Here is a 13,309-nt window from a genome sequence, read left to right as displayed (position 1 = left end):
ATATACATCATGATAGCACACTTACAAGGGAAACTCGTAGAAAAATCGCCAACACATATTGTTATTGATTGTGGGGGCGTAGGCTACCATATAAATATTTCCTTACATACATATTCATTATTACCCAATACCGATTTTATAAAAGTATATACGCATCTTCAAATTAAAGAAGATGCGCATACACTTTTTGGGTTTATTGAAAAATCTGAAAGAGAAATTTTCAGACTCTTATTGTCTGTTTCAGGTATTGGCGCAAGCATTGCTAGAACAATGTTGTCCTCACTTGATCCCAAACAAATTACAAATGCAATAGGATCTGCAGATGTAGTAACTATTCAATCCATCAAGGGGATTGGTAGTAAAACAGCGCAGAGGGTGATACTTGACCTCAAAGAAAAAGTATTGAAACTTTATGATTTAGATGAAGTTTCTATGTCTCAAAGCAATACAAATAGAGATGAAGCGTTATCAGCATTGGAAGTATTAGGTTTTGTACGAAAAAGTTCAGAAAAGATTATTGAAAAAATTGTCAAAGAAAATCCAGATGCAACCGTTGAAACTATTATCAAACAAGCTTTAAAAAACCTCTAAAAGGGATTTAAGAAACAGGAGTTATATGCATAAAAATTGTATTTTTTGGCTTGTTCTATTGTGTGGTTACATATTGCATGCTCAAGTTAAAACGGGAACTCAAGATACGGTAAGTAAGGGTTTCTCTGTGGGGAAATTACAACTTAAAAATCCACCAAGTATACTCTCGTCATATACGTATGATCCCGCTATTGATAGGTATGTGTACACAAGTTCCTTTGATGGACTATCTATAAATTACCCCATAATATTGACTCCAAAAGAATACGAAAAATTAGTTTTGAAAGAGTCTATGCGCAACTATTTCAAGACAAAAGTAGATGCAATTGACGGTAAAAAAGAGGGGAGTGAACTAGCAAAAAAAGATTTATTACCGAGATATGTAATTAAATCAGGTTTGTTTGAATCTATTTTTGGTAGTAATACAATTGATGTAAAGCCTACAGGATCTATTGAAATGGATTTAGGTTTGCGTTTTACAAAACAAGATAATCCTTCATTTTCTCCTAGAAACAGGTCTAATCTTTCCTTTGATTTTGACCAAAGAATCAGCATGAGTTTGATGGGGAAAGTAGGAACAAGACTTAATGTAAATGCTAATTATGATACTCAATCTACATTTGCATTTCAAAACTTAATAAAACTAGATTACGCACCCACTGAGGACGATATCATTCAAAAAATTGAAGTCGGAAATGTGAGCATGCCACTAAATAGTTCTCTTATTCGTGGTGCTCAAAGTTTATTTGGTTTCAAAACACAATTGCAATTTGGTAAAACAACTTTCACAGGGGTATTCTCAGAACAAAAATCACAAACAAAAAGCGTAGTAGCACAAGGCGGAGGAACCATTGAAAACTTTGAAATGTTTGCTTTGGATTACGACAGTGACCGTCACTTTTTCTTATCGCAATATTTTAGAGACAGGTATGATAAATCTCTAGCAAACTATCCTTTTATTGATAGTAGAGTTCAAATCTCTAGAATCGAAATTTGGGTTACCAATAGACAAAATAGGGTAACTACAACCAATAATAATTTAAGGAATATTATTGCACTTCAAGATCTTGGTGAAGCTCAGATCACAGGTATTCCAGATAATGAAGTTGTTGTGCTAGACCCATCTACAGGAATCTTTAATGCTCCAGCTAACACTCCCTCAAATAATGCTAATAACGATTATGATCCAGCTCAAATTGCTGCTGGGACAGGATTATTAAATGCTAATATTAGAGAAATTGCAACTTCTAATTCGGGTTTTAATACTACCGTAAGTGAAGGTCAAGATTATTCTAAACTGGAAAATGCTCGAAAATTAAACCCAAATGAGTATACTTTTAACCCACAACTAGGATTTATTTCTTTGCAACAACGTTTGGCAAATGATGAGGTTTTAGCAGTGGCTTATCAATACACCATTGGGGACCAAGTGTATCAAGTAGGGGAGTTTGGTAATGACGGTGTTGATGCTACTGTGGTTACAGGTAACACGCCCGCTACACAAGCCATCATTTCTCAAAGTTTGATTTTGAAAATGCTGAAAAGCAATTTGACCAATGTTAAAAATCCCATTTGGAACTTGATGATGAAAAACATCTATCAAATTCAAGGAGGATATCAATTGAAACAAGAGGATTTTAGATTTAATATTTTGTACACAGATCCTTCTCCGCTAAATTATATTACGGAAGTTTCAGGAACTCCATTCCCGGCAAATCCTGATCCCGATTCAAAAGTGGCAGAAACGCCTTTATTAAAAGTTTTTAATTTAGATAAATTAAATTTCAACAATGATCCTCAAGCAGGAGGAGATGGTTTTTTTGACTTTATTCCTAGTTTGACTATTGATGCGCAAAACGGTCGTATCATGTTTACCACTAAGGAGCCTTTTGGGGAATTATTATTTTCTAAATTGTCTAATACTGCTATTGAAGATTACAGGAATCCATCTACTTATAATGACAACCAGCGTAAATATGTGTTTCAAAGTATGTACCGCAATACACAAGCAGGCGCATTACAAGACAGTGATAAAAATAAGTTTTTGTTGAGAGGAAAGTACAAGTCTAGCGGAAGTGATGGAATTCCTATTGGAGCTTTCAATGTTCCACAGGGATCAGTAGTAGTTACAGCCGCAGGTAGACGCTTGGTTGAAGGGGTAGATTACAGTGTTAATTATCAATTTGGGCGTGTGCAAATTCTAGATCCATCGCTTCAAGCTTCAAATACACCTATAGAAGTGTCTTTAGAAAACAATTCTGTTTTTGGTCAACAAACCAGACGTTTCATAGGCTTAAACGTTGAGCATAAAATATCAGATAATTTTGTTGTAGGGGGAACATTTTTAAAGATGACCGAGAGACCTTTTACACAGAAATCAAGTTTTGGTCAAGAGTCTGTAAATAATACTGTTTTTGGATTGAATACAAATTACTCTACTCAGGTTCCTTTCTTGACACGTCTTGTTAACAAATTACCAAATTTAGATACTGATGTACCCTCTAATTTATCCATAAGAGGTGAAGTTGCATTTTTAAGACCGGATACTCCAAAAGCGGATCAATTTCAAGGTGAATCAACTATTTATGTAGATGACTTTGAAGGGTCTCAATCAACAATTGACATGCGTTCTCCAATGGCTTGGAGTTTGTCATCAACACCAGAAAGAACAGCAGCAAGTACTTATAATTTTAATGGTAGCGCAACTGATTTAAGCTATGGGTTCAAACGGGCAAAACTGGCTTGGTATGCTATTGACCCTATATTTTATACCCAAAAACCACCCGGAGTTTCTGATGCTGATTTGTCATTCAATAAAACAAGAAGGGTTTTTAGTAGGGAATTGTATCCCTTAACTGATATTGCACAAGGGCAAACACAGGTAATAAGCACACTGGATTTAACCTATTTCCCATCGGAGCGAGGACCGTACAATAACAATAGCGCTGTGGGAGCTAATCCTACTGAAAATTTTGGCGGAATTATGCGTTCTTTGAATTCAACAAATTTTGAGCAAGGAAATGTTGAGTACATTCAGTTTTGGGTTTTAGATCCGTATGTGGGGAATGGTCCAGCCCCACAATCAAATACAGGAAAGATCTATTTTAACCTAGGTGAAATTTCCGAAGACATTTTAAAAGATGGAAGGAAACAATATGAAAATGGTCTTGGGCCGGATCAAATTGTAGTGAATCCAAGACCAATTTGGGGAGATGTTCCTGCCTCACAATCCTTGATCTATGCATTTGATACGAATGTAAATAACAGGCAAAATCAGGATATTGGTCTTGATGGTTTGTCAAATTCTAATGAAGGGTCTGTTTATACTAATTTTGCATCAGAGCTTGATCCAGCAGCCGATGATTATGCTTTTTATTTGAATGCCAATGGTTCAATAATAGACCGATATAAAAATTATAATGGTGTAGAGAATAATTCTCCAGTAGATATTAATACAGCAAATAGAGGTTCTAGTACTGTACCTGATGTTGAAGATATCAATAGAGATAATACCATGAATACTATCAATGCCTACTATGAGTACAGTGTTGAAATGCGTCCAGGGATGGATATTGGACAAAATTATATTACTGATATTCGCAACACACAAGTTACCTTACCAAATGGTTCAACTACTGAGGCTAGATGGTTGCAGTTTAAAATACCGGTTTCTCAGCCTGAAAATGTTATAGGTTCCATCTCTGATTTTAGATCTATTCGATTTATGAGAATGTTTATGACAGGTTTTAATGATGAGGTTACAGTACGTTTTGGTGCACTTGACCTTGTGCGCGGAGAATGGAGACGTTACACTAATGCACTTGATTTTAATGATACTAATCCTGATGATGACGGTACTAATCTGGATGTTCTTGCTGTTAATATTCAAGAAAACAACGAGCGATGCCCCGTAAATTATGTAACACCACCAGCGGTTCAAAGGGAACAATTATTCAATAACAACACGGTAATCAATCAAAACGAGCAATCACTTGCTTTACGTGCTTCGGGAGACGGGTTAGAGGCACAAGATTCTAGAGCAGTTTTTAAAAATGTAAGTATAGACATGAGACAATTTAATAAATTGAAAATGTTTTTACATGCTGAATCACTACCTAATGAGATTGCACTAAGCGACAATCAAATGGTAGGTTTTATCCGTTTTGGAAACGATTTTAATCAAAATTTTTATCAAATAGAGATTCCATTAAAAGTCACATTACCCTCTGGTGGTAACACTTCAGATTGTGGTCCTTTGAGTCCAGAACTAGTTTGGCCATCCGAAAACGAAATAGACTTACCTCTTGAATTATTGACTAGAATGAAAATTTTAGCCATGAAAGTAAATCCAAATACACTTCCGCTAGACGGGATTTATTATCCGGATACTGATGCGTCACTTCCTGATGGAGATAAATCAATTACGCTTAAGTTAGGGATTAAAGGAAATCCTAACTTTGGTTTGATACGAACACTTATGGTAGGTATAAAAAACAATGATCCTCTAAATGATATAAAAGGTGAGGTTTGGTTTAATGAATTACGTTTGGCTGATATGGATAACAAAGGCGGAATGGCTGCCGTTTTAAATATTGACACTAATCTAGCTGATTTTGCTACCGTTTCTGCATCGGGTAGAAAAACCACTATAGGTTTTGGTTCCCTTGAACAAGGACCAAATGAGAGAAGTAGAGAAGATACGCAACAATACAATATTGTAACCAATGTAAATCTAGGTAAACTATTGCCTCAGAAATGGGGTGTGAATTTACCATTCAACTATTCTGTAGGGGAAGAAACTATCACTCCAGAATATGATCCGTTCAACCAAGACATTAAGTTGAAACAATTGTTAGAGAACACCACAAATCAAAAAGAGAAAGATAATATTGCAAACAGAGCAATTGATTATACAAAAAGAACAAGCATCAATTTTATTGGAGTAAAAAAAGAACGTCAACCAGAGCAAAAACAAAGAGTGTACGACCCTGAGAATTTCACTTTTTCTCAGTCTTTTAATCAAGTAGAACGTCATGATTTTGAGATAGAGGATTATGTAGATCAACATGCTAATTCTGCGGTAGATTATGCCTACACTTTTAAACCAAAACCTGTTGAACCCTTTAAAAAATCAAAGTTTTTAAAGAAAAGTAATTATTGGAAAATGTTGAGCGATTTTAATTTTAATTATTTGCCGTCTTCTATTTCTTTTAATACTAACATTAACAGGCAATACAACCGTCAACAATTTCGTCAAGTTGAGGTAGAAGGCATTGGACTTGATCCTTTGTATAGAAGAAATTTTGCATTCAATTATCAATATGGTTTTAATTACAACCTTACAAAATCATTAAAGCTAAATTATACAGCTTCTTCCAGTAATATTGTGAAGAGTTATCTTAATGAGGATAATGAACCTATTGACAGTTTTACAATATGGGACAGTTATTGGGATATGGGTGACCCTAACCAGCACATGCAACAATTGGTTGTAAATTATGAATTGCCTATTAACAAGATTCCGTTGTTTAGTTTTATAAAAGCAACCTATTCTTATACGGGTGATTACAGCTGGCAGCGTACTTCCAATGCTTTATCACAAATTTCAATAGGAGGACAAGATTATAATTTAGGAAATACAATTCAAAATGCAAGTTCAAGTAATTTGAATGCAAGTTTGACCATGGAAACGCTTTATAAATATTTAGGTATTTCAAAAACCATTACGAAAGCTGCTCCTAAGCCAAAAACAGGTCCGCCAAAACCGGGTGAGAAAATAGTAAATACAAATGTTGCTGCAGCCCCAGCAAAAAAAGGTCCTTTTGTAGATGGATTATTAGGAGTACTTACTAGTGTCAAAAATATACAGGTAAACTACACGCACAATAGTGGTACTGTTTTACCAGGTTATACTCCGGGTTTAGGTTTTCTAGGTTCTTCTAGACCTTCACTAGGGTTTATCTTTGGAAGCCAAGATGATATTCGTTTTGAAGCAGCAAAAAAGGGATGGTTGACAAACTACCCAGACTTTAACCAAAATTATACGCAAGTAGACAATAAAATTTTGAAGGCTACGGCCAATGTGGATTTGTTTCCTGATATGAAAATAGATTTAACCTTTGATAGAGCATTGTCTCAAAATGATTCAGAGCAATATGATGTCACTAACGGGATGTATAATGCTAGATCACCATTTAGCACAGGAATTTTTTCAATCTCTACCGTATTAATTAAAACTTCCTTTTCAACAAGCGATCAAAATTCGGCAGAAGCATTTGATGATTTTAGAGAAAACAGACTTGTGATTGCAAATAGATTAGCTACTGCGAGAGGAATAAATATCAATAATCCTGCAAATCTTGACGATGAAGGTTTTCCTAAAGGTTTTGGAAAAAACAATCAAGCGGTTTTGCTACCCGCTTTTCTTGCTGCTTATTCTGGGAATGATGCAGGTGGTGCTTCATTGGGTATTTTTAGGAGTTTTCCGTTGCCAAATTGGTCTGTAAAATACAACGGATTAATGCGTTATGCTCCGTTCAAGAAGAACTTTAAACGTTTTTCATTATTACACAATTATAGGGCTTCCTATACTATTAATGCGTTTCGTTCTAATTTTGAATATGATAAAGATCCAAACGGTATTGATGCTAGTGGCAATTTTTTTAATAAAACCATTATGTCTAACATCAATTTAGTGGAACAATTCAATCCTTTGGTTCGAATGGATTTTGAGCTTAAAAGTTCGCTAAAAGTACTTACTGAAATTAAGAAAGATAGAGCACTATCAATGAGTTTTGATAACAATTTATTGACAGAGGTTAAGGGACTTGAATATGTTGTTGGGCTTGGATACAGGTTTAAAGATGTAATTTTTTCATCAAGATTGGCTGATAATCCAACGGGAGTAATAAAAAGTGATATCAATCTCTCTGCAGATGTTACGTATAGAAATAATGAAACGATAGTGCGTTATTTGGATTACAATAACAATCAGTTGGCAGGTGGACAAAACATTTGGACCGTAAAAGTTAAGGCTGACTATGCATTTAGTAAAAACTTGACGGCCATTTTTTATTACGATCACTCTTTCTCTAAGGCTGTTATATCAACTGCTTTTCCACTTACCAATATCCGATCTGGATTTACATTGCGTTATAATTTTGGAAATTAATTTTTAAATTCTAATCGGTAATTGAAAAGAAGATTGTTACATTTGTCATTAAATAGAAAAAAAATAAAAACTAATAAATAATTACAATTTAAATGAACATACCTGCAAATTTAAAGTATACAAAAGACCACGAGTGGGTTATTATAGAAGGCGATATCGCAACAATAGGAATCACTGATTTTGCTCAAAAAGAATTAGGTGATATTGTTTATGTAGAAGTTGAAACTTTAGATCAAACACTTGATAAAGATGAAGTTTTTGGTACTGTAGAGGCAGTTAAAACAGTTTCGGATTTGTTTCTTCCTCTTGCTGGCGAAATCATCGCTTTTAATGATGACTTAGAGAGCAATCCTGAAAGTGTAAACTCAGATCCTTATGGAGCTGGATGGATGATCAAAGTAAAAGTGGCGAATGTTGCTGATTTTGACTCTTTACTATCAGAAGAAGCGTATAAAGAATTAATTGGTGCTTAAAAAAATATATCCATGGGCGCTAGTACTCTGGATAGGAACTATAACTTTTTTTTGTTTGGCAACCTTTAAAAGTGTGCCCTTAGGAAGCGTTTCTAATTTAGATAAAATCGTACATGCATTTTTTTATTTGGTATTTACAATTCTGTTTTACCTTTCTGTTAAAAATAGCTTCTCAAATACGAGTAGTTTTAAAGCAATGGCATTATCGTTTTTTTGTGCGGTTTTGTACGGCATATTAATAGAAATTATCCAAGATAAATTTACAGCTACACGCCATGCTGATATTTATGACGTTTTAGCAAATACTACTGGAGCTACTATTGCGGTACTACTAATTTACTTTTCAAATAAAATACTATCATCAGAATCAAAAAAAATCTCACACTAGTGGGATTTTTTTTTGAAGTGAAGTCATTCGATTTTTTTTAAAATAGAGTTCTGGAGCATTTATAGCACCCCTTTCAAATTGTAACTTTTAAGTGTCCTTAGTGTGGAGATAAAATGTATTTTTGTAAACAAGTTTAGTAAAATCAATAATCAAGACGACTATGGATATTAAGCAATATTTAGATGCAACCTATTTAAAAACTGCGGAACAAGCTGGCCTTACTCCAGAAGAAAATACAGTTGTTGTTAAAAAAAATGTTCAGGAAGCAATAGAGGAGGGTTTTAAACTAGTGATGATAAGGCCAGATATGGTTTCACTAGCAAAAAAAATGATTATTGATGCTAATGCGGTTTTGCAAGTAGGAACTGTTATTGATTTTCCTAATGGCGAATCCTCAGTTGAAGATAAATTAGAAGAAGCCCAAATAGCCATTCAAAATGGAGCTGATGATTTGGATTTTGTGTGCAATTATAAAGCGTTTAAAAATGGTGAAATAGATCTTGTCAAGCAAGAAATATTTGAATGTACACAACTTAGTTTAGATCATAATAAAGTGGTTAAGTGGATAATTGAAGTGGCAGCTTTAACAGATAAAGAGATTATTCAGATTTCTAGTTTGATTAAAAATGTAGTGGTGACTGCTTTTAGTCAAGAACAATTTTCACGTGTTTTTGTAAAATCATCTACAGGTTTTTATGAGACTGAGATAGGTGTGCCAAATGGTGCAACTTTACACACCATAAAAATAATGTTAGATAACGCTTCACCTTTGCCTGTAAAAGCTGCTGGTGGCGTGCGTACTCATGAAGAGGCGGTAACAATGATAAATCTTGGTGTGAAAAGAATAGGGACTTCAGGAGCTAAAATAATTTCCGACGGTCAAAAGGCCACGAAAGGATACTAAATTGTACAAATATTAAGGATGAACAAAGTATTAATAACACTGCTATTTTTATTTTCTATTGTAAGTGCAACTGCACAAGACAACTCTAATAATGGAAACCGTCCAGTCAATACATCTGAACGTTTTCCTGTGTTTGCGGAGTGTAATTCTAAACAATTCAAGGAACTAGAAAATTGTTTTTACAACCAAGTTCAAACCTATATTACTTCTAATTTTAATGTGCCTCAAGAATTAGTTTCTTCTAATTTCAAAGGGAATATAAAAGTGCTTTTTGAAGTAGACTCAAACGGAATCTTTAAAGTGATTCATGTAGATGCAAATGATGAGAATCTTATTTTAGAAACCAAGCGTGTTTTTAGTAAAATACCTAAAATTCAGCCTGCAACATATAATGGGAATGCCACTTATTCTAGATTTACCTACACAATTGCGATTCCTTTGGTAAACAATGTTGTGACTGACAATGTTTCTTTGGCGAAAGCCAAATCCAGCATTACAAAAGATAAAACTTTGACAGAACTTGATAGCATCGTATATAAAAAATTCGATAATCCGGAGTTAGAAAGTCAATTGAATATTCCATTTTCACATGGTTATTATGCACAATTTGATGCAGCACTAAATCAAATGGGGAGTAATAATCATACAGCTTCAAAGCCATTTACATATGCCGAAGTATCTAAATATTACAATCTCAAAGCAGTGCAAGCATCTCTAATGAAGAAAACTTCAAGCTGGTGGTCTCGAAAATTATGGAATGAGAACATGGTTGTCATTCAAGGAGAAGGATATTGGTTTACACTTAATCCTGTTGTAGATTTACAGTTAGGAAAGGCTAGTAAAAGTTCTGATTCATACACCTTTGTAAATACTAGAGGTCTTAATTTTAGAGGAGCTCTAGGAAAAAATCTTCATTTTACAACAACTGTTTTTGAAAGTCAAGGGCGTTTTGCTCCTTATTATAATGCTTATGCGGCTTCTATAAAGCCGGCAGGTGGTAATCCCGCCATAATTCCTGGAATAGGAATTGCTAAGGATTTTAAAACAACAGGTTTTGATTTTCCTTCGGCAGATGCTAATTTGACTTTTACCCCAAGCAAACATATTGATATGCAATTGGGCTATGGCCGAAATTTCATTGGAGATGGATATAGATCGTTACTAGAAAGTGATGGCGCCAGTCCATACCCATATTTTAAATTGAATACAAATTTCTGGAAGATCAAGTATACCAATACCTACATGTGGCTTAAAGACGTACGTCCTGAGGTGACTCTTGAACGTACCTATGCAACTAAGTTTATGGCAAATCATTATTTGAGTTGGAACGTGTCAAACAAGTTGAATTTAGGTTTCTTTGAATCGGTGGTATGGACAAATACAAATGATAGAGGGTTTGATGTAAATTTTGTTAATCCATTAATTTTTTACAGATCAGTCGAGTTTACGTCTTCGGCAAGAAGTGGGAATGCAGTTTTGGGTCTAACTTTTAAATACAAATGGAACAACCAAATCAATTTTTATGGGCAGTTTATCCTAGATGAATTTTCATTGAATGACGTAAAAGAGCGAAATAACAGTTGGAAAAACAAGTATGGTTATCAGTTAGGAGCAAAGTATTACAATGCTTTCGATGTAGAAAACTTAGTGGTACAATTGGAATACAATCATGTGAGGCCATATGTCTATTCTCATAGTATGCCAATTACAAACTATGCACACAATAATCAAAGTTTAGGGCATCAATGGGGAGCAAATTTTAGCGAGTTAATCCTTTTGGCCCGTTATCGTAAAGAACGATATTACGCTGACGCAAAATTTACAATGGGAACCAGAGGTTTTGATTTTGACACTGCCACAAATGAATTTAATTATGGAGGCAATATCTATAAAGATTACGACGAGAAAAGGCCTTTTGATTCAGATGTAAAAGTAGGTCAAGGTAATAAAACAGCAGTTTTTATTGCAGATCTTCAAGCTGGTTACATAGTTAATCCTTTGACAAACTTAAAGATATTTGCAAGTTATATCTACAGATCATTTGATCCAACAGCAGCTTCTACAGTTGCACAAAATCAAAATACAAGTTGGTTTAGTTTAGGTGTTAGAACCGATATTTTTAATTGGTATTTTGACTATTAATAGAAGGTCATTTATTTTTATACTTTTTTGTGAATTGTTTTTTGTCAAATCCCTTTTGATAGCCTACTTTTGCATAAGTTTTTAGAAATAAAATAAATAGTAGCATTGAGCGCATCACAAAGTACACTTTCATTAAAATCAGTTTACATAGACTTCAGGGAAATCACAAAAGCACGATTAGCGGTTAGTGTCGTTTTTTCGTCTGTTGCGGGTTTTATGTTGGGTATTTATGATTTTCAGTCTTTAGATTGGATGGTTTTGTTAAAACTGGCAATTGGCGGATATTGTATGGTAGGTGCTTCAAATGCTTTCAATCAAATAATAGAGAAAGATCTTGATGCTTTAATGGATCGTACCAAAGGTAGGCCTGTTCCAGATGGAAGAATGACTCAAACTACCGCGCTTTTAATTGCAATTTTGTTAACTATCATAGGTCTTGTGCTTTTATATACTATAAATGGAAAGTCGGCCATGTTTGGTGCAATTTCCATATTTTTATACACAAGTGTTTATACACCATTAAAAACCATGACTTCATTGTCTGTTTTTGTAGGTGCTTTTCCAGGAGCAATTCCTTTTATGTTGGGTTGGGTTGCTGCAACTGGTGAATTTGGTATCGAAGCAGGAACCTTGTTTTTAATTCAGTTTTTTTGGCAATTTCCTCATTTTTGGGCTATTGGTTGGTTCTTGTATGAAGATTATGAAAAAGCAGGTTTTTTTATGTTACCAACGGGAAAAAAAGATAAAGGAACAGCGTTACAAGTGATTTTATATACCGTTTGGCTCATATTAGCTTCATTGTTGCCAGCTTTTGGATATACGGGTAGGTTGTATATAACGCCTATTGCAGCAGGAATTGTTCTCGTATTAGGATTATGGATGTTGTTTTATGGTGTTAAGCTTTATCAATTAAGAACTGCAAAAGCAGCTAGAACACTTATGCTTGTAAGTGTTACCTACATTACATTATTACAATTAGTATACATATTTGATAAATTTTTAAGATAGTTATGGAAATGACAATGACGGCCGAAGAGCAAAAATCCAGAACAAATAGATCCTATAAATTGATCCTTTTGTTCGCAATGGCAAGTATGACCATGATGTTTGCGGGACTCACAAGTGCTTTTGTAGTGAGTAAATCAAGAGCAGATTGGTTGAAAGATTTTCAATTACCACCAGCGTTTTATTATAGTACTGCTGCCATTATAGGTTGTAGTGTAACATTTCATTTGGCAAAAAAAGCAATACAAAAGAACAATACTAGCACCACAACAATGTATTTATTAGCTACATTGGGACTTGGTATTTTATTTGTAATTTTACAATTTGTAGGTTTTGGACAAATAGTAGAAAGTGGTTATTATTTTACTGGTAGCGGGAGTTCAATTACAACTACATTTCTATATGTAGTAACGGTTGTGCACCTTATTCACCTTGCTGGAGGTGTGATTTCGCTTTTAATTATAATTTATAATCATTTTAAACAAAAATACAATTCATCTCAAACCCTTGGTATAGAACTTGGTGCAATGTACTGGCACTTTCTGGACTTATTGTGGGTTTATTTGTTTTTGTTTTTATATTTCTTTAAATAAGAAAAAAACGTAAATTTGGGAACTTTTTAACGAATAACTTTT

Annotated in this window: 8 protein-coding genes; all 8 read left to right on the top strand. The window is 34.2% G+C overall.

Going from position 1 to position 13,309, the window contains the following annotated elements:
• The first annotated feature begins 9 nt into the window (after positions 1-9).
• The 8 genes from ruvA to K5V07_RS13145 all read left to right on the top strand — a co-directional run bounded on the left by ruvA (position 10) and on the right by K5V07_RS13145 (position 13,267).
• On the top strand, positions 10-591 hold the full coding sequence (gene ruvA / locus K5V07_RS13180; protein ID WP_182650654.1) for a Holliday junction branch migration protein RuvA: 582 nt from the start codon (positions 10-12) through the stop codon (positions 589-591).
• A 25-nt stretch (positions 592-616) separates the two neighbouring features.
• A complete protein-coding gene (gene sprA / locus K5V07_RS13175) occupies positions 617-7,762 on the top strand; it encodes a cell surface protein SprA (protein WP_221917835.1) in 7,146 nt (2,381 codons plus the stop codon).
• 92 nt (positions 7,763-7,854) lie between these two features.
• Entirely contained in the window at positions 7,855-8,235 is a 381-nt protein-coding gene (gene gcvH, locus K5V07_RS13170; RefSeq protein ID WP_221917834.1) for a glycine cleavage system protein GcvH, read from the top strand.
• A complete protein-coding gene (locus tag K5V07_RS13165) occupies positions 8,228-8,623 on the top strand; it encodes a VanZ family protein (RefSeq protein WP_370632501.1) in 396 nt (131 codons plus the stop codon). The genes gcvH and K5V07_RS13165 overlap by 8 nt, the downstream gene beginning before the upstream one ends.
• A 160-nt stretch (positions 8,624-8,783) precedes the next feature.
• A complete protein-coding gene (gene deoC, locus K5V07_RS13160) occupies positions 8,784-9,527 on the top strand; it encodes a deoxyribose-phosphate aldolase (RefSeq protein ID WP_221917832.1) in 744 nt (247 codons plus the stop codon).
• Positions 9,528-9,545: 18 nt separating this feature from the next.
• Positions 9,546-11,669: a gliding motility protein RemB gene (locus K5V07_RS13155; protein WP_221917831.1), complete on the top strand. Its 2,124-nt coding sequence runs from the start codon at positions 9,546-9,548 to the stop codon at positions 11,667-11,669.
• A 105-nt stretch (positions 11,670-11,774) separates the two neighbouring features.
• Complete coding sequence (gene cyoE / locus K5V07_RS13150) at positions 11,775-12,677, top strand: heme o synthase (RefSeq protein WP_221917830.1); 903 nt, start codon at positions 11,775-11,777, stop codon at positions 12,675-12,677.
• A gap of 2 nt (positions 12,678-12,679) precedes the next feature.
• Positions 12,680-13,267, top strand: coding sequence for a cytochrome c oxidase subunit 3 (locus K5V07_RS13145; RefSeq protein ID WP_221917829.1), 588 nt, complete (start codon positions 12,680-12,682; stop codon positions 13,265-13,267).
• The last annotated feature ends 42 nt before the right edge of the window (positions 13,268-13,309 follow it).

This window comes from Flavobacterium sp. CHNK8 (assembly GCF_019774515.1).
GTDB classification, from domain to species: Bacteria; Bacteroidota; Bacteroidia; order Flavobacteriales; family Flavobacteriaceae; genus Flavobacterium; species Flavobacterium tiangeerense.
Note: the sequence above shows the minus strand (reverse complement) of the source record. Positions and strands in the feature narration are given on the sequence as shown.

Coding starts and splice junctions, on each gene's coding strand:
- ruvA (WP_182650654.1), top strand. CDS start 10: ATGATAGCACACTTACAAGGGAAACTCGTAGAAAAATCGCCAACACAT.
- sprA (WP_221917835.1), top strand. CDS start 617: ATGCATAAAAATTGTATTTTTTGGCTTGTTCTATTGTGTGGTTACATA.
- gcvH (WP_221917834.1), top strand. CDS start 7,855: ATGAACATACCTGCAAATTTAAAGTATACAAAAGACCACGAGTGGGTT.
- deoC (WP_221917832.1), top strand. CDS start 8,784: ATGGATATTAAGCAATATTTAGATGCAACCTATTTAAAAACTGCGGAA.
- K5V07_RS13155 (WP_221917831.1), top strand. CDS start 9,546: ATGAACAAAGTATTAATAACACTGCTATTTTTATTTTCTATTGTAAGT.
- K5V07_RS13145 (WP_221917829.1), top strand. CDS start 12,680: ATGGAAATGACAATGACGGCCGAAGAGCAAAAATCCAGAACAAATAGA.